The 22,372-nt window shown below is 64.7% G+C and carries 18 protein-coding genes and 1 tRNA gene; 15 read left to right on the plus strand and 4 right to left on the minus strand.

Annotated elements, in window-relative coordinates:
• Nucleotides 1-181: 181 nt before the first annotated feature.
• Nucleotides 182-427 carry a zinc-finger domain-containing protein gene (locus BDOA9_RS27535; RefSeq protein ID WP_008562814.1) on the plus strand — a complete coding sequence of 82 codons (246 nt, stop codon included), beginning with the start codon at nt 182-184 and terminating at the stop codon, nt 425-427.
• A 20-nt stretch (nt 428-447) separates the two neighbouring features.
• Entirely contained in the window at nt 448-1,650 is a 1,203-nt protein-coding gene (locus tag BDOA9_RS27540; RefSeq protein ID WP_025037167.1) for an FAD-dependent monooxygenase, read from the plus strand.
• Nucleotides 1,651-1,675: 25 nt separating this feature from the next.
• Here BDOA9_RS27540 and BDOA9_RS27545 read toward each other — a convergent pair whose 3' ends face one another.
• On the minus strand, nt 1,676-2,098 hold the full coding sequence (locus BDOA9_RS27545; protein WP_025037168.1) for a hypothetical protein: 423 nt from the start codon (nt 2,096-2,098) through the stop codon (nt 1,676-1,678).
• Between the two features lie 173 nt (nt 2,099-2,271).
• Between BDOA9_RS27545 and BDOA9_RS27550 the strand changes: the two genes are divergently transcribed.
• The 6 genes from BDOA9_RS27550 (at nt 2,272) to BDOA9_RS27580 (ending at nt 8,845) form a co-directional block, all read left to right on the plus strand.
• Nucleotides 2,272-2,360 (plus strand) — tRNA-Leu (locus BDOA9_RS27550).
• A gap of 441 nt (nt 2,361-2,801) precedes the next feature.
• Nucleotides 2,802-3,452, plus strand: a complete 651-nt coding sequence (locus tag BDOA9_RS27560) for a class I SAM-dependent methyltransferase (RefSeq protein WP_192859620.1) — start codon at nt 2,802-2,804, stop codon at nt 3,450-3,452.
• On the plus strand, nt 3,449-4,315 hold the full coding sequence (locus tag BDOA9_RS27565; protein ID WP_025037171.1) for a glycosyltransferase family 2 protein: 867 nt from the start codon (nt 3,449-3,451) through the stop codon (nt 4,313-4,315). Before BDOA9_RS27560 ends, BDOA9_RS27565 begins: the two co-directional genes overlap by 4 nt.
• Before the next feature lie 22 nt (nt 4,316-4,337).
• Entirely contained in the window at nt 4,338-6,239 is a 1,902-nt protein-coding gene (asnB, locus tag BDOA9_RS27570) for an asparagine synthase (glutamine-hydrolyzing) (RefSeq protein WP_025037172.1), read from the plus strand.
• Nucleotides 6,240-6,263: 24 nt separating this feature from the next.
• Entirely contained in the window at nt 6,264-7,079 is an 816-nt protein-coding gene (locus tag BDOA9_RS27575; protein WP_025037173.1) for a class I SAM-dependent methyltransferase, read from the plus strand.
• Nucleotides 7,080-7,126: 47 nt separating this feature from the next.
• Complete coding sequence (locus tag BDOA9_RS27580) at nt 7,127-8,845, plus strand: hypothetical protein (RefSeq protein WP_152033497.1); 1,719 nt, start codon at nt 7,127-7,129, stop codon at nt 8,843-8,845.
• 95 nt (nt 8,846-8,940) lie between these two features.
• Here BDOA9_RS27580 and BDOA9_RS27585 read toward each other — a convergent pair whose 3' ends face one another.
• Nucleotides 8,941-10,242, minus strand: a complete 1,302-nt coding sequence (locus tag BDOA9_RS27585; protein WP_244521597.1) for a hypothetical protein — start codon at nt 10,240-10,242, stop codon at nt 8,941-8,943.
• A 387-nt stretch (nt 10,243-10,629) separates the two neighbouring features.
• Here BDOA9_RS27585 and BDOA9_RS27590 point away from each other — a divergent pair, with 387 nt between their 5' ends.
• Together BDOA9_RS27590 and BDOA9_RS39070 are read left to right on the plus strand one after the other, a co-directional pair.
• On the plus strand, nt 10,630-11,832 hold the full coding sequence (locus BDOA9_RS27590) for a multidrug effflux MFS transporter (RefSeq protein WP_445291815.1): 1,203 nt from the start codon (nt 10,630-10,632) through the stop codon (nt 11,830-11,832).
• Nucleotides 11,833-11,886: 54 nt separating this feature from the next.
• Entirely contained in the window at nt 11,887-12,024 is a 138-nt protein-coding gene (locus BDOA9_RS39070; protein ID WP_192859621.1) for a hypothetical protein, read from the plus strand.
• Between the two features lie 83 nt (nt 12,025-12,107).
• On the opposite strand, the gene BDOA9_RS27595 is transcribed toward BDOA9_RS39070, so the two are convergent.
• Both BDOA9_RS27595 and BDOA9_RS27600 read right to left on the minus strand, forming a co-directional pair.
• On the minus strand, nt 12,108-13,715 hold the full coding sequence (locus BDOA9_RS27595; RefSeq protein WP_025037177.1) for an ABC transporter substrate-binding protein: 1,608 nt from the start codon (nt 13,713-13,715) through the stop codon (nt 12,108-12,110).
• A 155-nt stretch (nt 13,716-13,870) separates the two neighbouring features.
• Nucleotides 13,871-15,478 carry an ABC transporter substrate-binding protein gene (locus tag BDOA9_RS27600; RefSeq protein WP_025037178.1) on the minus strand — a complete coding sequence of 536 codons (1,608 nt, stop codon included), beginning with the start codon at nt 15,476-15,478 and terminating at the stop codon, nt 13,871-13,873.
• A 268-nt stretch (nt 15,479-15,746) separates the two neighbouring features.
• Between BDOA9_RS27600 and BDOA9_RS27605 the strand changes: the two genes are divergently transcribed.
• From BDOA9_RS27605 to BDOA9_RS27625, 5 genes are all read left to right on the plus strand, one after another.
• Entirely contained in the window at nt 15,747-16,877 is a 1,131-nt protein-coding gene (locus tag BDOA9_RS27605; protein ID WP_025037179.1) for a M20/M25/M40 family metallo-hydrolase, read from the plus strand.
• A 148-nt stretch (nt 16,878-17,025) separates the two neighbouring features.
• Nucleotides 17,026-17,967, plus strand: a complete 942-nt coding sequence (locus tag BDOA9_RS27610) for an ABC transporter permease (RefSeq protein ID WP_025037180.1) — start codon at nt 17,026-17,028, stop codon at nt 17,965-17,967.
• 18 nt (nt 17,968-17,985) lie between these two features.
• Entirely contained in the window at nt 17,986-18,873 is an 888-nt protein-coding gene (locus BDOA9_RS27615) for an ABC transporter permease (RefSeq protein ID WP_025037181.1), read from the plus strand.
• A gap of 126 nt (nt 18,874-18,999) precedes the next feature.
• Nucleotides 19,000-20,649, plus strand: coding sequence for an ABC transporter ATP-binding protein (locus tag BDOA9_RS27620; RefSeq protein ID WP_025037182.1), 1,650 nt, complete (start codon nt 19,000-19,002; stop codon nt 20,647-20,649).
• 214 nt (nt 20,650-20,863) lie between these two features.
• Nucleotides 20,864-22,369 (plus strand): M81 family metallopeptidase, encoded by a 1,506-nt coding sequence (locus BDOA9_RS27625; protein WP_025037183.1) that lies wholly within the window; start codon nt 20,864-20,866, stop codon nt 22,367-22,369.
• Nucleotides 22,370-22,372: the final 3 nt, after the last annotated feature.

Here is a 22,372-nt window from a genome sequence, read left to right on the forward strand (position 1 = left end):
TCTCAGGCCTCGAGATTGTGTCGAATTTGCATGAGCAAATGAGCATGGGGCACTTGCGGAGCTTTTCGGTTCCATTGGACTAGCAATCATCTGCACCCGCCAGTATGGTCCGCCGGCCTCAAAGATGCCGCGTCAGTCGTTGATTGTGTCTGCCGCCTCTGCCACTCCAGGATGAACTACGATGTCCGACCATGTCGTCCCGCACTTCCATAACGATGCCGGTGTCCCCGTCATCGAGATCGGCTCGCAAGAGTTCATGTGCGTGGGCGCCAACCCTCCGTTCGACCATCCGCACGTCTTCCTCGACCTCGGCAACGACAACGAGATCATCTGCCCCTATTGCTCGACGCTGTACCGCTTCGCGGCCGACCTGAAGCCGGGCGAAGCCCGTCCGCCGGAATGCGTGCTGAAGGACAAGGTGGCCTGACCGCGTCCCTCGGTTAAGGGGTGGCGCTCTCCCGAACGATTGTCATTGCCGGAGCCGGCATCGGTGGCCTGACGGCCGCGCTCGCGCTCGCCGCGCGCGGCTTCCGCATCGTCGTGCTGGAAAAGGCCGAGCGTCTCGAGGAGGTCGGCGCCGGCCTGCAGCTCTCTCCCAATGCCAGCCGCGTGCTGGTCGAGCTCGGCCTGACCGAACGCCTCAAGTCGCGCGCCGTCGTCCCCGAGGCGGTCTCGATCATGAGCGCGCGGGCCGGCGGCGAGCTCTTGCGCATGCCGCTCGGCGAGGCCGCCGCGCTGCGCGCCGGCGCGCCCTATTGGGTGGTGCACCGTGCCGACCTGCAATCGGCCCTCGCCGGCGCCGTCGCCGACCATCCCGACATCGACCTGAAGCTGGGCGCGACCTTCGAGGACGTGGCGCCCCATGCCAAGGGGCTGACCGTGGTCCATCGCAGCGGCACGATCCGCCGCAGCGACCTCGCCAGCGCGCTGATCGGCGCCGACGGCATCTGGTCGACGGTGCGCCAGCACCTGTTTCCCGAGGTGCAGCCGCGCTTTTCCGGCCTGATCGCCTGGCGCGGTACGCTCGATGCCACGCAGCTGCCGAAGGACTATACCGCGCGCCGGGTGCAGCTCTGGATGGGGCCCAACGCCCATCTGGTCGCCTATCCCATTGCGGGCGGACGCCAGATCAACGTGGTCGCGGTGCTGCCGGGCACATGGAACCGGCCGGGCTGGAGCACGCCCGGCGATGTCAGCGAGGTGATGGACGCCTTTGCCGGCCCAAGCTGGCCGCCGGCGGCGCGGATGATGCTCGCCGCGGTCGACAGCTGGCGCAAATGGGCGCTGTTCGGCGTGCCGGACGGCTGTCCCTGGAGCAAGGGCTCGGTGGCGCTGCTCGGCGATGCCGTGCACGCGATGCTGCCGTTCGCAGCGCAAGGCGCCGGCATGGCGATCGAGGATGCCGCCGTGCTCGCCCGGCATTTGAGCCTTGCGGCCGCCGAGAGCAGCAAAGAGGTTGCCGCCGCGCTGACGCAATACGGCCGTGCCCGCGAGGCGCGGGTGCGGCGGGTGCAGCGGACCGCGCGGCAGCAGGGCCGCATCTATCATCTCAGCGGGCCGCTGGCGCTCGCACGCGATCTCGCGATCCGCGCGCTCGGGCCGGAGCGCATGCTGGCGCGGCAGGACTGGATCTACGGCTGGCGGCCTTGATGCGAAGCGTCGCCGGCGCGAAGCCTCAGCGGGCGGCCTTGCCGGATTTCGCTGCGGGCTTGGCGGCGGCCACGGGCGATGCCGGAGGCGGCGGCTCCTCGGGCGGCGACTCCCGGCATCTGTTGCGGCGCCAGGCGTCCTCGGCCAATTGGGCCTGCCCGCGCACCGCGACATAGTCGTTGCGATAAGCGAGCTCGGACACCACCGCCCCGCCGGTCCCGGTCTCGGCCTTCTGCATCAGCGCCCGCAGATCGTCAGTGCGCTTGGCGAGCCCCTTGCGCTCAGCCTCGAGCTGCTTGCAATCGTACAATTCGTACTTGGCGGGATCGGCGAAGGCCGGCGCAATCGTCTCGCTCACGCTGGCGCAGCCGGACAGCGCAAGGCCCGCCGCAAGCAGCGCGAATAGCGCGCCAACGCCGCGCAGCGGAGAGGAAAACGAAGCAGCCATGCCGGATGAATAGCCCCCGTGGATTGAGAATGCCTAAAGCAGCAACAGATGTCCGGATTGAGGCTTTGCCTTGTGCGCCCGGCTCGCTTAAGGAAGAACCGTCCTTTCGGCTCACGAACGCGCCAATTCCAGACCGCCGGAACGGACTTAAGTGTTTGATCTCGTTGGATCAAGCGGGCATGGCGGAATTGGTAGACGCAAGGGACTTAAAATCCCTCGGTGCGCAAGCGCTGTGCCGGTTCGACCCCGGCTGCCCGCACCATGAGATTTGACGGCCGCGCATCCGTGGGCATCGGAAAAATAGGCCCGCAAGCCATGAGGCGCGCCGCGACCGGCCGCCACCGGCTTCAACCAGCGATGATCGAACGCGCGTCCGGCGATGCTTCGATCAATCCGATTGGCGCGGTTGTGCGGAGTCCGTCGTGCTCCTGTCGGACGGTTTCGACGTCTTGATGGCGTGATGCTGAGCCATCAACGGAACCGGCACCCCATTAGTGCTATCGACGGCGACAGCGAAGGCCGTCAACTTTAGGACGATAGCGCCCCACATTTCCTTGAGAAAAGCGGCGCTCGCTGCTAACTCGGGCAAGAACAAGGCGCAGGCTCTATGGCTCAAACCCCCTTTCCCGCCCAGCCAACAACGGAAGGTCTGAAAGTCGGGGCCGATACTTATTCGAGCGCGATCGCCGACGCACAGAATTATATGAACTGGGTTGTCGACCAGTTCCGTCCCTACCTGAAAGGTAGCATCATCGAGGTCGGCTTTGGGCATGGGCTCTACAGCAGAGTGCTTGGAGAGCTTGGGGACTATTGCGGCGTGGACCATGACCGCGAAAGCGTCGAACGCGCCAGCATGGCGATGCCCGACCGCAAATTCGCCGTCTGCGACATTCTGATGCGTGAGCAGTTGAGCTTGCTGTTTCCCGACGGCGTCGATGCGGTCTTCACCATCAACGTTCTCGAGCACATTGAGGATGACGCCACCGCAATCGCCAACCTGGTGCGGGTGCTCAGGCCCGGAGGACACCTCCTGATCAGCGTTCCGGCCCTGATGCTGCTCTACAACGATCTCGATCGCCTCGCGGGGCATTGCCGCCGCTACACCACGGCGCGCCTCGCCAAACTGCTCGCCAATCAACCGATCGAGCTGGTTCGGCTGAATTACTTCAATCCAATCGGCGGGCTTGGATGGCTCGCCAATCGCCTGAAGCGCCATCAATCCCTCAATGATGCCGCCGTCAACGGGCAGATCGCCCTGTTCGACAAATATGCCGTGCCGCTGTCGCGGGCGCTCGATCCGCTCTCGCGAAGCTTCTTCGGGCAATCCGTCACCTGCATTGCACGTCGCTTATGATTTCAGTCGTCATTCCTGCGCTCAACGAGCGCAACGGCATTGTTGAAACCATTGATCGAGCCAAGGCGGCTCTCGACGGCGCTCGACTCACCCCTTATGAAATCGTCATCGTCGATGACGGTTCGACAGATGGGACCGGCGAACTCGCCGCACAGGCGGGTGCAAGGGTACTCAGGCATCCCCACAACATCGGCTATGGCCGTTCGCTGAAGGACGGAATTCGAGCAGCGAAGTACGATACGATCGCCATCAGCGATGCCGATGGCTCTTATCCGATGGAGGCGATTCCGGCACTGGTCGCCCGCTTCAACCAGGGCTTTGACATGGTCGTCGGCGCCAGGACCGGGCCGAACTACCGCGAGTCGATGCTGAAGTCGCCATTGCGTGCCGTCCTGAAGGCGATCGTCGAATTCACCGCCAACCGCGAGATTCCCGATATCAACTCCGGCCTGCGCGTGTTCGGCAGGCAGGTCGCGATCTCCTATTTCGAGCATGTCAGCGACCTGTTCAGCTTCACGACGTCGCTGACTCTTGCCTACATGATGAACGCGAAGTTCGTCGACTACATCGATATCGAATACAAGGAGCGGATCGGTCGCTCCAAGGTGAACCTGTTCCGCGACTCCATTCGGACCCTGCAATACGTACTGGAGGCCTGCACTTACTACAACCCGCTGAAGATCTTCGTGCTGCTGGCGATGATGTGCATGGCGCTCGCACTGGTTTCGCTGATCGGTGGCATCATCCTGCAGCTCGTCAGCGCTTTCGTGCTGGGCGTGGGCGCGATCTTGCTCAGCATTCTCGTCGTCGCCATGGGGCTGCTCGCGGTGCTCCTGAAGCAGATCATGAATCAGCGAACATGACCGCCATCGGCAAGGGAACGCGATGTGCGGCATAGCGGGCATCTTTCACCGTGACGGCCGCCCTGCCGACAGCCGCGCGGTTGCGGCGATGTCGGCGGCGTTGGTTCACCGCGGGCCGGACGGCGAGAGCACCTGGCTGGACGGGCCCGTCGGCCTCGCCCACCGCCGGCTCGCCATCCGCGATCTCTCCGATGGCGGGCGACAGCCGATGCTCGATGCATCGGAGCGCATCGTCGTCACCTACAACGGCGAGATCTACAATGATCGCGAATTGCGCAGCGAGCTCGAGCGATCGTTCGGCGTCCGGTTTCGCAGCACCTGCGACACCGAAATCCTCCCTTACGCCTACCTCGCCTGGGGCGAGGCGATGTTTGAACGCCTGGAGGGCTTCTTCGCGATCGGCCTGTGGGATCGGAAGGAAGGCCGCCTGATCCTGGCGCGCGACGGCATCGGGATCAAGCCGCTCTATTATTCCGAAAGCAGCAGCCGCGTGCTGTTCGCAAGCGAGATCAAGGGATTGATGGCGAGCGGCGACCTCGCCGCACGGATCGATCCCGTATCACTACATGGCTATCTCGCCGCGGGCCATCCAGGCACGCGACAGAGCTTGTACCAGGACATCAAGCAGCTCCCGCCCGGCACCATGATCGCATTCACCGGTGGCGAGCGGGCCGAGCGACGCTTCTGGCGGCCGGTGCGCGCGCCTACGATCCGCGACCTCGATGAAGCCGTCGCCCGGCTGCAATCGACGATCGAGACGGTGGTGAAGAGCCAGATGGTGAGCGACGTGCCGCTCGCCGTGCTGCAGAGCGGCGGCATCGACAGTTCGCTGATCAGCCTCACGCTCGGCCGGCTCGGATTGAAGCCGCCCCTGTTCACGGCCGGCTTCACCGAGAAGAGCCATGATGAAACTGCGGTGGCGCGCCAGATTGCCGCGACCGCAGGCCTGCCGCTTCACGTCATCGATGGGGAAGCCGGCGAAGGCGCCGAGACTGCGCTGCGCGCCGTCGCCTACCATTTCGACGGCCAGTGCGCCGACACCGGCGCGCTCGGCTTCTATCATCTGGCAGGCGCCGTCCGGAAGCACTGCACGGTCGTCCTCTCGGGCGACGGAGGCGACGAGTTCTTTGGCGGATACGAAACTTACGCCGCGACCATGATTGCGGAGCGCGTGCGCCACGTCGTTCCGCGCCACATCGCGGGCCTGACCGGCCGCATCGCCTATGCGTCCGTGCGCGGCAACGAGAAGCGGCTTCCGGCGGCAGCCCAACTCGCGCGCTTTGCTCTCGGGTTGGGCGAAGCTGGCAACAGCCCTCATTTGCAATGGCGTCGCCTCGTTCCTCGCTTTCTGGCCGAGAAGATCTATGACGGCGGAATGGCCGATCTGGCATCGACAGATCCGTTCGCCGAATACGCCGAATATTACGCCGAGCCGCACGCAAACGTGCTCGACCGGGCCCTAATTGCCGACCAGCGCTTCCATCTGCAAAGCGTCCTCGCGAAGGTCGATGCGATGAGCATGGCGCATTCGCTGGAGGTGCGCGTCCCCATTCTGGACCGACGGATCATGGACCTCGCCGGCACCATTGACAGCTCGCTGCTCAATCCCTGGCCAAAAGGGGCGCCGAAATACGTGCTGCGCAAGCTCGCCGAGCGCCTGGGCATGCCGAGCGGAGCTGCGTGGTCACGCAAGCGCGGCTTCAACGTGCCCATTGCGCAACTGATGCGGAGCAGGCTGCGGTCGATCTGCGACCGCGTGCTCAACCAGGAGGCCGACGTGTTCGCGCCGTTCTTGAAGCCCGATGCGGTCCGGCAGCTATGGAAAGACCATCTCGAGCGCAGAAACGACAACGCATTCGCGTTGTGGCCGATCCTCACCCTGGGAATCTGGTTGCTGGGGCTCGCTTGCCCCGCGCCACGCTGAGCGGACGACGGTGGGTACGCAGCCATGCCCGATCTGAAGGAAGACACGATCAGAGACTTCGGAGAGCAATGGAGCGCGTTCCGCGACAACCCCGGCTATTACGGATCCGCCGTCTTGCTTGCCGACCTGCTTGGTCCACTCGTTGCGCTTGATGAACTTAAAGGCAAGACGATCGCCGACATCGGCAGCGGCTCGGGGCGCATCGTCAACATGCTGTTGGATGCCGGAGCCGCTCGCGTCGTCGCGGTCGAGCCATCGGCCGCCATGCAGGTCCTGAAGGACAACACGACCGCGCGCAAGGACCGGATCGACTATCTGCAAATTCCCGGCGACCAGTTGCCGCCGGATCTCGGGCTGGATTACGTGGTTTCGATGGGCGTCTTGCATCACATACCGACGCCGATCCCCGTGGTTCGCGCGGCGTTCGCGGCGTTGCGTCCCGGAGGGCGATGCATCGTCTGGCTCTATGGTTACGAGGGCAACGAGACCTATCTGTCACTCGCGGTACCGCTGCGCAGGCTTACGATCCTATTACCGCACCGCCTGCTCGTGGCGCTATCCTACGTTCTGGAATGGGCGCTGACCGCCTATATCGGGCTGTGCCGAATAGTGCCGCTTCCGATGCGCTCCTACATGCGCTCGGTGCTGGCCAAGTTTCCGCGCAGCGTCCGACGTCTGACCATCTACGATCAGCTCAATCCCGCCTATGCCAAATACTACACCCGCGAAGAGGCCGAGGCGCTGCTCCCGGCCGGCGGATTCGAGGATGTGAAGATCTATCATCGTCACGGATATAGCTGGACGGTGTGCGGCACCCGGCCGGCGCGAGGGGCATCCTGAGGGAGGGCCGCTGCTGCCGCCTTCGCTCAGTCAATCCGGAGACTTCCATGCCTGCCATCGACATCCAAAGCGTAGAGGGTCCGCTGACGGGGCGGCCGGCACGCCTCACATGGGCAAGCCGCATCGTGTGGCTCTGGATCTGGCTTGGAGTGATTGGTCTGGCGCTATCGGTTCACCTGGCTTTTCTGGTGGCCTGGCCGGATCATTTCCTGCACGAAGATGGCGGTGCCTATCTGGATGAGGCGCAATCCATCCTGACGGGCCATTATCTCGATGACTCGGGAAAACGGCCTTACGGCGTGGCGGTCTTCCTGGTGCTGCTATCCAAGCTGTTCGGGCCGCATATCCTGGTCTTCGTCATTGCCCAGCATTTGATGAGCATCGCTACGGCCCTTCTCGTCGCCGCGACGGTGCGCTTCGCCGGAGCCCCCCGCATCCTGTCGGTCTTGGCCTTTCTGATTGCGGCGCTCTATGCGCGCACGGTTCACTATGACAACACAATTGGTGCCGAGACCATCTCGAACTTTCTGGTCGGAGTTGCGGCCTTCATCGCAGCAGGCCTCACCTTCAGGAAATGGCCGCCAATCATCGCTGCGGCGGCGGTCGGGACGACCCTCGGGGCTGTCATGACGTGCCGGTCGGCCGCGGTCGGACAAGCTGCTGTTATCCTGCTCTGGTTGGTCATGGTGCAGGATGCCGGATGGCTCCGCCGACTGAGCGTGCTCGCGCTCGCGGGCAGCCTTGCCACGGCCGTGTACCTGATCCCGACGGCCGTCAACTACGCGATTGGAAAGCGTCCGGCCGGCAACGAGAGCCTTGCGGTGATGGCGTTCGTAGTTGGCTACTCCGCGGACTTCGATCACGGCGTCCACCTGGACCGTAAAGCCAACGCGCGGGCATTCGTCGAAAAGATGCGGGCAATGGACACTCCGACCGGCTGGGCCGATGCGGAGGTATATCAATGGCCCTTTGGGGCCATGCATGCGCTGGAGAAACCCGGCGACAGCGCGAACGAGTTTGAAAAGGTAGTTCGCGACATCTTTATCGAGACGCTGACGACACCATCGACGCTATATCGGCACGTCACCAGGCATTTCCTGCGCGAGGTGTACTTCCTCCTGTTCGATGGAAATAGCGTGGCGCGGCGGACCACCAATCCGCAGGCCTATGAGTTCTTCGTCCAGCAAGCCCCGCTCCCGCTGTTTGGAAGTCCGACCGGGCTCAAATACCGTCGGCTGGTCTACGACTACTACAAGCCCCACTGGCGGCTGGAGCGATGGCTTTTGCCAACGTCCGATCAGGTGCAGGTGAAGCTGGACTACCTCTTGACACTTGGCTACCAACCGCGACCGGATCTGGCCGACCTCTGCTGCGGCTTGACCATATCGAGCGAGTACGATGATTTTCCGGGTCCGATCCGGTGGGTATCCGCGGCGGCTCTGGCACTCATGGTCGTCCTGCTCGCAAGCGCCGTCGGAACCAGACTCGGTTTGATGCGACCGCTCCCCGCGGGGCTGGCGGCCGGAGGCACATTGATGATCTCGCTCGCGCTGATCAGCGTCGCATTTCCGGCCTTTCTCGTTTATGGATTCAACCGCTACGCCTACTACGCCGTCCCATTTCTCGCGGGAGCGAGCGCGATCCTCGGCGCCGTGGTGTTCGATCGGGTCAGCCGCTTGGGCGTATCGGGGATGTTAACCTCTTGGGCGCGTCGCAAGCGCCCCCTCGCATCGCCGCAACCTTCGGAAGCGGGTCTGCAGCCATAAGGCAGGCCATGGGAGCGCGGCCCTCGGCGGAAAGCGCTCCAGCACGCCGGTTGTCATACCCGTTTCAGACCGAAGGAGCCGGCCCACCGTGCGATTTACCCCTGCTCCAGCCGCTCGGGCTCCGCGCGGAAATCCAGCAGCACGATCCAGAAGCAGATCAGCGCGCTGACGAGGAGGATGAAGGTGCCCTCGATCGGCGCGCCCAGAAGCGAGACCAGGGCCGGAAGGGCGAGGCCGACGCCGAGAACGGCGGCGAGCGCCAGGGCCGGAAGATCGACGATGAGGATCGCGGCAAGAAGCGCGAGCTCGAAGAAGGCATATTCCTTCAGGCGCGGCGAGCTGAGATAGAGCGCGAACATGGCGAGCACCGTGATGCGCATGGCCGTGCGGGGGTGATCGATCAGCCAGCGATCGAGCCCTAGCAGGAGCGATGCCCCTCCCCGCGCCGATCCGCGCGCGGTCGCGCGCAGGACGGACTGCGCGAACGGCACCAGCACGAGCGCGAGCGCGGCGAGCGCATAGGCCGCCAGCATCGCCGGCTTGCCGTCACCGAAGCCGGCCTGAGCCATGAGGTCGCGCGCCAGCAGCAAGAGCGACGGATTGGTCTCGACGAGACCGACGGCATGCTGGCCGGAAATTTGTCCTGCGATCGCGAGCAGCCAGCTCGCGAACAGATCGGGATACAGCAGCCGCGACACCGCGACCGGCAACGCGAAGGCGAACGCGGCCACCGCGATCAGGGCCAGCTTGCGGCCGCGCGGCAGCGGCAGGAAATAGAGCGCCGCCAGCACCGGGACGAACACCAGCTTGAACGAGGTCACGAGGCCGAGCAGCGCCGCGCCGGCGAGGCGCAAGGAAAAGCTCGAATCTCGCTCGGACGCGAGCGGACGTAACAGCAGCTTCAGCGCGATCACGGTCAGCACACCGCTCAGCAGCGCAAAATTCCCTGACGCCACCACGAATTCGAAACCGACGAACGCGCCGAGCGCGCAGAGCACCTTCAAGCCCGCATCGCGCGCGCTGGGACGCGTTCGGCCAAGGCCTGGCAGCAGCAGCCCGCAGAGCACGGCGAGGACGAGATAGATGCTTCGGTAGTGATCGAGGAGAACGCCGCCTGCGCAGAGCGGGCGGAAAACGTCCAGCGTCACCGGCAGATAGGGGTAAGAATAATTGGTGCCCTTCAGGTTCTTGACGAAATAGGGATCGAGCGCTTCGGCATGCGCATCGACCGCCGCGCAATTGACCCGGACGTCCCAGCCATAGGGCAGGTCGAGCGCGGCATCGTTGGCGAGATTGCCGAGCACCAGCAGCGCTGTCAGCGCGACCACGCCGGCGAGCCAGACGTTGCGCCTGCCAGCCTTGGCCGCAGGCGCCAACCATCGTGCTGCACCTGACATGTCGGACACGGGCGATACCTCAGTTTGGCCTGGCTTCTCGCGGCGCCGTTGCGGCAGCCGGTCCGGCCACCATGGACAGGACGTGTTGCCGATTCATCTCCCCGGCGCACCATGCGCGGTCTTATGGTGAATCCCTGGTTGCCGGCCGCCCACAGCTTGACGCGGTTTCAGAAACGCTTCCATGCGCTTGCGACGCCGTCGAGCATGGCCATCAGGCCGACGACGGGACCTCACCAATTCTTGACCGTTCCTGCCCCCGCCTGCCAGCCATCCCGAAACATGGGTTGTGCAACGCAGCATCGAAGCTCAATAAGTCACTCGATTGCAGGGGTAAGCTTCTTGTCCGACGTCAATGCCGACGCTTGGGTGTCCTCGGGACACCGCCCGATGGGTTTTCCGGAATTCGTCATCGTGATCGCCTCCATCATGGCGCTGAATCCGCTCGCGATGGACATCATGCTGCCGGCGCTGCCCGATATCGGCGCCGCTTTCAAGATCCCCGTCGAGAACCATCTGCAACTGGTGCTGTCGACCTTCCTGATCGGCTTCGGCGCCGGCCAGTTCGTGATGGGCCCGCTGTCGGACCGTTTCGGCCGCCGGCCGGTGCTGCTCGGCGGCATGGCGGTCTATGCGGTGGCGAGCGTGCTGGCGGTCGCCGCGCCCTCGTTCGAGACGCTGCTGCTGGCGCGTGCGCTCCAGGGGCTCGGCACCTCGGCGACACGCGTGATCGCGACCTCGATCGTGCGCGATTGCTATGTCGGCCGCCGCATGGCGAGCGTGATGTCGCTCGCCATGATGATCTTCATCGCGGTGCCCGTGGTCGCGCCCTCGTTCGGACAGACGGTGCTGCTGGTGACGGCGTGGCGCGGCATCTTCGTGGTGCTGATGCTCTACGGCCTGCTCGCGCTCGCATGGTGCGTGCTGCGGCTGCCTGAAACCCTTCCCCAGTCCGAGCGCCGATCGCTGGCACCCGCAGACGTGCTCTCGGCGTTCCGGCAGACCGTGACCCATCGCCAGACCATCGGCTATGCCACCGCTGCCGGCAGCGTGATGGGCGCGCTGTTCGCCTACGTCTTCTGCGCCCAACAGATCTTCACCGGCATCTATCACCTCGGCCACTACTTCCCGGTCGCTTTCGCCGCGATCGCTGCCGGCACCGCCATCGCCGGCTTCCTCAATGCGCGGCTGGTCGGCCGGCTCGGCATGCGCGTGATCTCGCACGGCGCGCTGACGCTCTACACCGCGGTCGCCGGCGTCATGTTGCTGACCGAAATCCTCGGTGTGTTGCCGCTCGCCCTATTCATGGCGCTCTCGGCGCTGATGATGTTCTCTTTCGGCATGATGGTCGCCAACTTCACCGCGCTCGCGATGGAGCCGCAGGGCCACATCGCCGGCACCGCCTCCTCGCTCTACGGCTCGATCACCACGCTGATCGGGATCGTGGTCGGCATGGCGATCGGGCAGAGCTTCGACGGCACGCTGCTGCCGTTCTCGATCGGCTTCTTCCTGTCCACCCTCGCCGCGCTCGCGATCGTGCTGGTGGTCGAGAAGGGACGGCTGTTCAGGCCGCAGCATCGTCCGGTCGCGTGAGGAACCTGTGGCCGGCCTCGATGTTGTCCTGCAGCAATTCTGGAGGACTGCGAGATGGAACCGAAGAAGAAGCCGGATCAGCCCGCGACGGAACTTGAGCAGCCCACTTTGCAGCAGGTCGAGGAGCAGCCAAGCAGAAACCTGCCCTTCGCCAATGAAGGGCTCGAGCAGGTGCGCGACAGCCACTGCTGAAGGCAAAACAAAGAAGTATCGCTTCATGAAAAACGGCGCCGCGGAGATCCGCGGCGCCGTTCTTTCTTCAAATGCAGGCGAGCTTATTCCGTCTTGTCGATGTTCCAGAACACGGGAGTCGCGGGACCGTCGATCACACCGGTGAGCGACTTCCGCCACGCGCTCGGCCCTTGATATTGCCCCAGCGGCATGTAGAGCACCTGGTCATAGGCTTGCTTCTGGATCTCGGTCGCGATCTTCTTCCGGTCCTCCGCGGAGGTCGCGCGAACGAAGGCACCCTTGAGCTGCTCGATCTTGGCGTCCTCCGCCCAGCCGAACCAGCCGCCCTTCTTGCCCTGCCCGCCGACAGCGACGTTGGAGATCGGGTTGTCCACGTCGGCGCTGACCCAGTTGGTGATGAACATGTTCCAGCCGCCCTCCTTCGGGGGCTTTTGGCTGGCGCGACGGCTCACCACCGTCTGCCAGTCGGTCGCCTGCAGGTCGACCTTGAAACCGGCATCGCGCAGCTGCTGAGCCACCACGATCGGTTGGGCCTTCAGCATCAGCACGTCGCCCGGCGCCATCAGCACGACCGGTGTCCCATCGTAACCGGACTCGGCAAGCGCTTTCCTGGCCGCAGCGATGTCCCCGCCTTTCGCGAGGGTCTCACCGCCAACATCTGTCGCGTAGGGCGTGTCGCAGATGAAGGCCGCCGCGCAAGTCTTGTAGTACTTGGGATTGCCGATCAGCGCATCGAGCACGTCCTTCTGCTTGATCGCCAGAAACGCTGCGCGGCGGACTTTGACGTTGTCGAATGGCGGATGGAGGAAGTTCATCCGTGCACCCGTCTGGTACCCGAACTTGTTCAGGATCTCGAGCTTGAGCTCCTTGTCTGCCTCGATGGTGGGCAACATTTCGATGGCAGGAGCTTCCATGAAATCGACGTCGCCCGACTGCAGCGCGTTCAACGCCGTCTGCGCGTCCGGCATGGTGATCCATTCGACGCGGTCGACCTTCACCACCTTGCCGCCGGTGGTCCAGCTCGCCGGCTCCTTGCGCGGCACGTAATCGGTGTTCTTGACATAGACCGACTTCACGCCCGGCTGGAATTCCGATGCGACGAACTTGAACGGGCCGGAGCCGATCTGCTCGGGGATCTGCTTGTCCGCCGGCGTCTCGGCAAGACGCTTCGGCATCATGAAAGCGACCCGCGAGGACGGCTTGCCGATCGAGTCCAGCACGAGCGCGTAGGGCTCCTTCAGCTTCAGCGTGATGGTCCTGGGGTCGGTCGCCTCGATGCTCGCGGTGAACAGCATCATCTGCTGGCCCATCCCGTCGACAACGGCCCAGCGCTTCAGGGAGGCGACGCAATCTTCCGCGGTGACGGGCGTGCCGTCATGCCACTTCAGGCCGTCGCGGAGGGTGAAAGTGTAGGTCAGCTTGTCGTCGGAGATCTTCCAATCCGCCATCTGCGGCTGGATCTTGAAGTTCGAATCCGTCGAGATCAGCGTGTCGTAGACCATGTAGCCATGGTCGCGCGAGATATAGGCGCTGGTGAAGATCGGATCGAGGATGCGCAGATCCGAATGCATCACGGCAGTGATGGTCTTGCCTGCGGCGAGAACCGGCGAGGCCAGTGCCGAAAGCACTCCGACCGAAAGCGCAAGCTTGGAGGCGAACGTGGGACGTCCCCGGCGCATGATTTGGAACATCGAAGTTCTCCAGGCAGTTCTGTTGGCAGTCTTCTTGGTCTGTTGGCAGTCTTCTTGGCAGGTCTCCCGGCAAGCGGCGCCGTTGATGACAGCGGCGCCGCGCAATGGTCGAGCTGAAAGGCGCGACATGCGCCCTTCCTTACTTGAACTTGGCCCTACTCCGACTTGTCGACGTTCCAGAAGATCGGCGTCGCCGGACCGTCGAGCACGCCGGTCAGCGATTTGCGCCAGCCGCTCGGCAGCAGGTACTGCCCGAGCGGGATGTAGATCACCTGCTCATAGGCTTGCTTCTGGATGTCGGCGGCGATCTTCTTCTGCTCGTCGAGCGAGGAGGCGCGCACGAATGCGTCCTTGAGCTGCTCGATCTTGGCGTCCTCCGCCCAGCCGAACCAGCCCTTCTTGCCCTGGCCGCCGATCGAAAGGTTGGCGATCGGGTTGGACACGTCGGGCGCGACCCAGTTGGTGAAGAACATGTTCCAGCCGCCCTCCTTCGGCGGCTTCTGGCTGGCGCGGCGGCTCACCACGGTCTGCCAGTCGGTCGCCTGCAGGTCGACCTTGAAGCCGGCCTCGCGCAGCAGCTGGGCCGCGACGATCGGCTGCGCCTTCAGGGTCGTGACGTCGCCGGGGGCCATGATCACGATCGGCGTGCCGTCATAGCCGGACTCGGCGAGCGCCTTCTTGGCTTCCGCCATGCCGTTGCCCTTCACCAGCGTGTCGGCGCCGACCTCGGTCGCGAACGGCGTATCGCAGATGAAGAACGCGCCGCAGATCTTCTGGTACTTCGCGTTGCCGACCAGCGCGTCGAGCACGTCCTTCTGGTTCATGGCCAGCAAGGCGGCACGCCGCACCTTCACGTTGTCGAACGGCGGATGGAGGAAGTTCATGCGGCCGAGCGTCTGGTAACCGAACTTGTTCAGGACCTCGATCTTGAGCTCCTTGTTCGCTTCCAGCACCGGCAGCATGTCGTAGGGAAGATTTTCCATGAAGTCGATGTCGCCCGACTGCAGCGCGTTCACCGCGGTCTGCGAGTCCGGCATGGTGATCCACTCGACGCGGTCGACCTTCGCCACCTTGCCGCCGGAGGTCCAGCTCGCCGGCTCCTTGCGCGGCACGTAATCGGTGTTCTTGACGTAGACCGCCTTCACGCCGGGCTGGAATTCGCCCTGCACGAACTTGAAGGGGCCCGAGCCGATCTGCTCGGGAATCTGCTTGTCGGCCGGCGTCTCGGCAAGGCGCTTCGGCATCATGAAGGCGACGCGCGAGGACGGCTTGCCGATGGAATCGAGGACGAGGCCGTAGGGCTCCTTCAGCTTCAGCGTGATGGTCTTGGCGTCGGTCGCCTCGATGCTGGCGGTGAAGTCCATGAGCTTCTGGCCCATGCCGTCGACCGCGGCCCAGCGCTTGAGCGAAGCGACGCAGTCTTCCGCCGTCACCGGCGTACCATCATGCCACTTCAGGCCGTCGCGCAGCGTGAAGGTGTAGGTGAGCTTGTCGTCGGAGATCTTCCAGTCCGCCATCTGCGGCTGGATCTTGAAGCTCGAATCCGGAGCCACCAGCGTGTCGTAAACCATGTAGCCATGGTCGCGCGTGATGTAGGCGGTGGTGAAGATCGGGTCGATGATGCGCAAATCCGAGTGCATCACCGCGGTGAGGGTCTTGCCGGCCGCAAGCACTGGCGAGGCCAGCGCGGTCGAAAGCGCGACGACCGACAGCGCAAGTGTGGAGGCGAACGCGCGAGGCCCCCGGCGCATGAAGTGGAACATAGAAAGTTCTCCTGACGTGAAACTGTTCAAAGGCGGGTTATTGATTGAGCATGAAGTCCGTTCGTTGGGCGAACTAACCTCATGCAATGCCTTTATCTTTTCGAGACTTGCAGACAGTGCCGAGCGCGTCAATCCGGTTTCGTTGCAAGCCCTTGCGGCGCATGCGCGGGCTCCATAGAGATCGGTTTGGCTCTACAACACCTTCCGCTTGTCCTGCCCACGCCGATGCAATGCGCGTTCCATCTTTCCAAGCTCGAGAGACATTGAGATGAATCCAGCCAATCTCCCCTTTGATTCCGAGGCAATGCTCGAGGGCCTGCGCGGCTGGGTCGAATGCGAAAGCCCGACCTGGGACGCAGGGGCCGTGGACCGCATGCTCGATATCGCGGCGCGCGATATGGCGATCATGGGTGCGACGATCGAACGCATCGCCGGCCGCCAGGGTTTTGGCGGCGTCATCCGCGCGCGCTTTCCCCACCCGAAGCAGGGCGAGCCGGGCATCCTGATCGCCGGCCACATGGACACCGTCCACCCGGTCGGCACCATCGAGAAGCTGAAATGGCGGCGCGAGGGCAACAAGTGCTACGGCCCCGGCATCTACGACATGAAGGGCGGCAATTATCTCTCGCTGGAAGCGATCCGGCAGCTGGCGCGCGCATCCTTCACCACGCCGCTGCCGATCACGGTGCTGTTCACGCCGGACGAGGAAGTCGGCACGCCCTCGACGCGCGACATCATCGAGGCCGAAGCCGCGCGCAACAAATACGTGCTGGTGCCGGAGCCCGGCCGCGCCGACAACGGCGTCACCACCGGGCGTTACGCCATCGCACGCTTCAACCTCGAGGCGACGGGCCGGCCGAGCCACGCCGGCGCCACGCTGTCGGCGGGACGCTCCGCGATCCGCGAGATGGCGCGGCAGATTCTCAGCATCGACGCCATGACGACGGAGGACTGCACCTTCTCGGTCGGCGTCGTGCATGGCGGACAGTGGGTCAATTGCGTCGCCACCACCGCGACGGGCGAAGCGCTGTCGATGGCCAAGCGCCAGGCCGATCTCGATCGCGGTGTCGAGCGGATGCTGGCGCTGTCGGGCACCAGCAATGACGTCACCTTCAAGGTCACGCGTGGCGTGACGCGGCCGGTGTGGGAGCCCGATGCCGGCACCATGGCGCTCTATGAGAAGGCGCGTGGGATCGCCAAGTCTCTCGGCATGGAACTGCCGCATGCAAGCTCCGGCGGCGGCTCCGACGGCAACTTCACCGGCGCGATGGGAATCCCGACGCTCGACGGCCTCGGCGTGCGCGGCGGCAATGGCCACACGCTGGAGGAGTATATCGAAGTCGAGAGCCTCGTTGAGCGTGGACGGCTGATGGCGGGGCTACTGGCGACGCTGGAGTGATGGCACCGGTCCAGCCCGGGCATGACGACCATGTTGGGGATAAGGCCCTCATGGCACGGGAATTGCTGAAATGTTAGGCTGGTGGCAGGTTGCCAAGGGCGCCGCCCAAGAAGCCTACCCAATTTGACTCTAAACTGACGGATCCAACTTGCTCGGATATCTCCTTCGCCGAATCTTCGCCGCCGTGCCCGTGATGGGCGTGGTCGCGCTGTTCGTCTTCCTCCTGCTCCGCCTCACCCCCGGCGATCCCGCCGCGATCCTCGCCGGCGACAACGCGACCCCGGAACGGCTGGAGCGCATCCGCGACTCGCTCGGCCTCAACGAGCCGCTGATCGTGCAGTTCATCACCTGGGTGAACAAGCTGCTGCACGGCGACCTCGGGACGTCGCTGATCTCCAACCTGCCCGTGATGAAGATGATCGGCCAGCGCGTCGAGCCGTCGATCTCGATCGCGCTGTGCACCATCATCCTCGCCGTCATCGTCGCAGTTCCCCTGGGGGTGATCGCGGCGTGGAAGCACGGCACCTGGGTCGACCGTTTCGTGATGGGTCTGTCCGTGCTCGGCTTCTCGGTGCCGGTGTTCGTGGTCGGCTATGTCCTGATCCAGGTCTTCGCGATCGAGCTGCGCTGGGTGCCGGTACAGGGCTTCCGCAGCATCTTCAACGGCTTCGGTCCGTTCTTCGAGCGCATGATCCTGCCGACCTGCGCACTCTCCTTCATCTACATCGCACTGATCGCGCGCATGACGCGTGCGGCGATGCTCGACGTGCTCGGCGAAGACTACGTGCGAACCGCGCGCGCAAAGGGCATCAACGAGGTCGCGGTGATGATGCGCCACGCGCTGCGCAACGCCGCCGTGCCCGTGATCACCGTGATCGGCACCGGCTTTGCGCTGTTGATCTCCGGCGTCGTCGTCACCGAGAGCGTGTTCAACATCCCCGGCATCGGCCGCCTCACCGTCGATGCGGTGCTGGCGCGCGACTATCCGGTGATCCAGGCGATGATCCTGCTGACCTCGCTGATCTACGTCGTCGTCAATCTTCTCATCGACGTCGCCTACACCCTGCTCGATCCCCGGATTCGGTACTGAGGCAAGGACAAGAACATAATGTCGGTCGATACCCTTCCCCAGTCCTCCATTCCGATCACGTCGCCGTTGCGGCCGCGATTCGGATTCCTCACTTCGACGCCGATCATCGCCGCAGCGACGTGCCTGCTCGCCTTGATCGTGGTGGTGTCGATCCTGGCGCCGCTGATCGCGCCGCATGATCCGATCCAGCTCGCGCCGTCGCAGCGGCTGAAGCCGTCCTCCGCGCAATTCCTGCTCGGCACCGACGCCTACGGCCGCGACGTGTTGTCGCGCGTGATCTATGGCGGCCGCATCTCGCTTCTGATCGGCATCGGCGCGGCGATCCTGTCGATCGCCATCGGCCTCGCGATCGGCCTCGTCTCCGGCTTCTTCAAGCTGGTCGATTCCGTGATGATGCGCGTCATGGACGGCCTGATGGCAATGCCGAGCATCCTGCTCGCGATCGCCGTGGTGTCGCTGTCGGGCGCCAGCCTCTGGACCGTGCTGATCGCGATCACGATCCCCGAAATTCCGCGCGTGGCACGCCTGGTCCGCTCGGTTGTGCTGTCGGCCCGCGAGGAGCCATACGTCGAGGCGGCGATCTCGGTCGGCTCGAGCCTGCCGAAGATCATGTGGCGCCATTTGATGCCCAACACGATCGCGCCGCTGATCGTCCAGGGCACCTATATCTGCGCCAGCGCCATCCTGACCGAGGCGATCCTCTCCTTCCTCGGCGCCGGCATCTCGCCGGAGACGCCGACCTGGGGCAACATCATGGCCGAGGGCCGCCAGTACTTCCAGATCAAGCCGTCGCTGATCTTCTGGCCGGGCCTGTTGCTCTCCATCGCCATCCTCAGCATCAACCTGATCGGCGACGCCGCACGCGATGCCCTCGATCCGCGCATGAAGCAGCGGGAGGGGAAGTGATTTGTTCGCCGGCTTATCCCCTTGTTCCGTCATCGCGAGCGGAGCGAAGCAATCCAGTCTGGCTCCGCGGAAAGATTCTGGATTGCTTCGCCGCTGCGCGCCTCGCAATGACGACGGAGTGACCTCATGACCAACACCATCCTCGACATCAACAATCTCGTCGTCTCCATCGGCAAGCAGCCGAAAGGCGCGAACATCATCGATGGCATCTCGATCCAGGTGCGCGAGCGCGAGACGCTGTGCCTCGTCGGCGAAAGCGGCTCAGGCAAGTCGGTGACCTCGCTCACCACGATGGGCCTGTTGCCGAAGGGCACGCTGGTGCCGACCGCCGGCAGCGTCAAGCTGGTCGGCGAGGAGCTGCTCACCGCCACCGATCGCCGCCTGCGCCAGCTGCGCGCCACGCAGATGGCGATGATCTTCCAGGAGCCGATGACCGCGCTCAATCCGGTGGTGCCGGTCGGCCGCCAGATCGACGAGGTGCTGCGCGCGCACACCAGCCTCGACGCCAGGGCGCGCAAGAAGCGCATCCTCGACATGATGGACCAGGTGCGCCTGCCGCAGGTCGAGCGCATCTTCGCCTCCTACCCCCACCGCCTCTCCGGCGGCCAGCGCCAGCGCATCATGATCGCGATGGCGCTGGTGCTGGAGCCGAAGCTGCTCATTGCCGACGAGCCGACCACCGCGCTCGACGTCACCACGCAGAAGCAGATCCTGACCCTGATCCGCGACCTGCAGCGCGATCACGGCACGGCCGTACTGTTCATCACCCACGACATGGGCGTCGTGGCCGAGATCGCCGACCGCGTCGCGGTGATGCGGCAGGGCCGCCTGGTCGAGACCGGTCCGCTCGAGACCGTGCTGCGCAATCCGACCATGGAATACACCCGCAACCTGCTCGCCTCGGTGCCGAGCCTGGTGCCGCGTCCGCCACGCGAGGAGACCCGCGAGCCCGTGGTGCTGGAGGCCAACGAGCTCAGCAAGGTCTACAAGGAGCGCGCCTTCTTCGGCAAAGGCCGCGAGGTCGTCGCCGCCGACAAGGTTACGCTCACCTTGCGCAAGGGCCGCACCCTCGGCATCGTCGGCGAAAGCGGCTCGGGCAAGTCGACGGTGGCGCGCTGCATCGTGCGCCTGATCGATCCGACCTCCGGCGGCGTGCGCCTCGCCGGCCGCGAGATCGCCGACATCTCGCGCCGCCTGCTGCAGCCGCACCGGCAGAAGATCCAGATCGTGTTCCAGGATCCCTACCGCTCGCTCAACCCGCGCGTCACCGTCGGCGAGAGCATCGCGGAGGGCCCGATCAATTACGGCAAGTCGCATGCCGATGCGATGAAGCGGGCACGCGAGCTACTCGAGCTGGTCGGCCTGCCCGCCGACGCAGTGTCGCGCTATCCGCACCAATTCTCCGGCGGCCAGCGCCAGCGCATCGCGATCGCCCGCGCGCTCGCGCTCGATCCGGACGTGCTGGTCGCGGACGAAGCGGTCTCCGCGCTCGACGTCTCGGTTCAGGCGCAGGTGCTGGAGCTGCTCGACGAGATCCAGAAGCGCCTCGGCATCGCCATTCTGTTCATCACCCACGATCTGCGCGTCGCAGCCCAGATCTGCGACGAGGTCGTGGTGATGCAGCACGGCCGCGTCGTCGAACAGGGACCGGCTGCCGAAGTGCTGACGCATCCGAAGGAGGCCTACACCAGGGCCCTGCTGGACGCGGCACCCGGTCGCGACTGGGACTTTGCGAACTTCCGGCCGGTGGCGGAGGGCGTAGGGGCGAGCGCGTAGGTCTATCCGCTCGTCATTGCGAGCGCAGCGAAGCAATCCAGAGTCTCTCCGCGGAAGGATTCTGTATTGCTTCGCTGCGCTCGCAATGACGGTGTGCGCGGCACACATTCCCAAAACGGCTTGACCCCATGCGCGGCGCGATGGCCTCTCACCTTGCTCTCTCCTCTGAGCCAAGGCTAACGTCGCGCACTTTCAAACGCTGGACCTGCACTGAATGACACGCATCGCCGTCGGCGGCTTCCTGCACGAGACCAACACCTTCGCTCCGACCAAGGCGACCTTCGCCGATTTCCAGCATGGCGGCGGCTGGCCGGCGATGACGGAAGGGGCCGACGTGCTGAAGGTGATGCGGCGCATCAATGTCGGCCTCGCCGGTTTCGTCGACAGCGCTGAAGCGAACGGCTGGGAACTCGTTCCGACCATTGCCTGCGGCGCGAGCCCGTCGGCGCATGTCACGGAGGATGCCTTCGAACGCATCGTGAAGGTGATGGTCGACGGCATCGCCGCCGCCGGGCCGATCGACGCCGTCTATCTCGACCTGCACGGCGCCATGGTGACCGAGCATCTCGACGACGGCGAAGGCGAGATCCTGGCGCGGGTGCGCCGCGTTATCGGCAAGGATGTTCCGCTGGTCACCAGCCTCGATCTCCATGCCAACGTTACGCCCGAGATGATGGCGCATGCCGACGCGCTGATCGCCTACCGCACCTATCCCCATATCGACATGGCCGAGACCGGCCGCGCCTGCGCGCGCCATCTCGCGCTGCTGCTGCAGACGAAGCGGCGCTTCGCCAAGGCGTTCCGGCAATTGCCGTTCCTGATCCCGATCAGCTGGCAATGCACCAACGACCAGCCCACCAAGGGCATCTACGAAAAGCTCGCCGCGCTGGAGAGCGATGCCGTCCCCACTCTCTCTTTCGCGCCCGGCTTCCCCGCCGCCGATTTCCGCGACTGCGGCCCCAGCGTATTCGCCTACGGCAGGACGCAGGACGACGCCGATCGCGCGGCGGACGCGCTTCTGAAGCTGATCGAAAGCCACGAGGACGATTTCGACGGCAAGATCTGGACGCCCGACGATGGCGTGCGCCATGCCATGGAACTCTCGAAGACTGCCAGCAAGCCGATCATCATCGCCGACACCCAGGACAATCCAGGCGCCGGCGGTGACTCCGATACGACGGGCATGCTGCGCGCGCTGGTGCGCAACAAGGCGAGTGCGGCAACCGGCGCGATCTACGATCCGGAATCGGCCAGGGCCGCGCATGCGGCCGGCGTCGGCGCCACCGTGACGCTGTCGCTTGGCGGCAAGTCCGGCATTCCCGGCGACGAGCCCTATCGCGAGACCTTCGTGGTCGAACAGCTCTCCGACGGCCGCTTCATCGCGCCCGGTCCTTATTACGGCGGCCGCGAAATGGAGATGGGCCCGTCCGCAGCCTTGCGTATCGGCGATGTCCGAATCGTCGTCTCCTCGCACAAGGCCCAGCTCGCCGACCAGGCGATGTACCGCTATGTCGGCATCGAGCCGACCGAGCAGAAGATCCTGGTCAACAAGAGCTCGGTGCATTTCCGCGCCGATTTCGAACCGATCGCGGAAGAGCTGATGATCTGCGCCGCGCCCGGCGCGATGCCGGCCGATACCGCTTCGCTGCCCTGGACGCGCCTGCGACCCGGCATCCGCATCAAGCCGAACGGTCCCGTTTTCAATCCACCTTCACGCTAACCG

The organism is Bradyrhizobium sp. DOA9 (assembly GCF_000617845.2).
Classification (GTDB): Bacteria; Pseudomonadota; Alphaproteobacteria; order Rhizobiales; family Xanthobacteraceae; genus Bradyrhizobium.

What these genes read in the sequence shown, in the direction of transcription:
- BDOA9_RS27600 (WP_025037178.1), bottom strand. Translation starts at nt 15,478, where the DNA reads ATGTTCCACTTCATGCGCCGGGGGCCTCGCGCGTTCGCCTCCACACTT.
- BDOA9_RS27615 (WP_025037181.1), top strand. Translation starts at nt 17,986, where the DNA reads ATGTCGGTCGATACCCTTCCCCAGTCCTCCATTCCGATCACGTCGCCG.
- BDOA9_RS27620 (WP_025037182.1), top strand. Translation starts at nt 19,000, where the DNA reads ATGACCAACACCATCCTCGACATCAACAATCTCGTCGTCTCCATCGGC.
- BDOA9_RS27595 (WP_025037177.1), bottom strand. Translation starts at nt 13,715, where the DNA reads ATGTTCCAAATCATGCGCCGGGGACGTCCCACGTTCGCCTCCAAGCTT.
- BDOA9_RS27545 (WP_025037168.1), bottom strand. Translation starts at nt 2,098, where the DNA reads ATGGCTGCTTCGTTTTCCTCTCCGCTGCGCGGCGTTGGCGCGCTATTC.
- BDOA9_RS27560 (WP_192859620.1), top strand. Translation starts at nt 2,802, where the DNA reads ATGAACTGGGTTGTCGACCAGTTCCGTCCCTACCTGAAAGGTAGCATC.
- asnB (WP_025037172.1), top strand. Translation starts at nt 4,338, where the DNA reads ATGTGCGGCATAGCGGGCATCTTTCACCGTGACGGCCGCCCTGCCGAC.
- BDOA9_RS27580 (WP_152033497.1), top strand. Translation starts at nt 7,127, where the DNA reads ATGCCTGCCATCGACATCCAAAGCGTAGAGGGTCCGCTGACGGGGCGG.
- BDOA9_RS27565 (WP_025037171.1), top strand. Translation starts at nt 3,449, where the DNA reads ATGATTTCAGTCGTCATTCCTGCGCTCAACGAGCGCAACGGCATTGTT.
- BDOA9_RS39070 (WP_192859621.1), top strand. Translation starts at nt 11,887, where the DNA reads ATGGAACCGAAGAAGAAGCCGGATCAGCCCGCGACGGAACTTGAGCAG.
- BDOA9_RS27625 (WP_025037183.1), top strand. Translation starts at nt 20,864, where the DNA reads ATGACACGCATCGCCGTCGGCGGCTTCCTGCACGAGACCAACACCTTC.
- BDOA9_RS27575 (WP_025037173.1), top strand. Translation starts at nt 6,264, where the DNA reads ATGCCCGATCTGAAGGAAGACACGATCAGAGACTTCGGAGAGCAATGG.
- BDOA9_RS27535 (WP_008562814.1), top strand. Translation starts at nt 182, where the DNA reads ATGTCCGACCATGTCGTCCCGCACTTCCATAACGATGCCGGTGTCCCC.
- BDOA9_RS27590 (WP_445291815.1), top strand. Translation starts at nt 10,630, where the DNA reads ATGGGTTTTCCGGAATTCGTCATCGTGATCGCCTCCATCATGGCGCTG.
- BDOA9_RS27605 (WP_025037179.1), top strand. Translation starts at nt 15,747, where the DNA reads ATGAATCCAGCCAATCTCCCCTTTGATTCCGAGGCAATGCTCGAGGGC.
- BDOA9_RS27585 (WP_244521597.1), bottom strand. Translation starts at nt 10,242, where the DNA reads ATGTCAGGTGCAGCACGATGGTTGGCGCCTGCGGCCAAGGCTGGCAGG.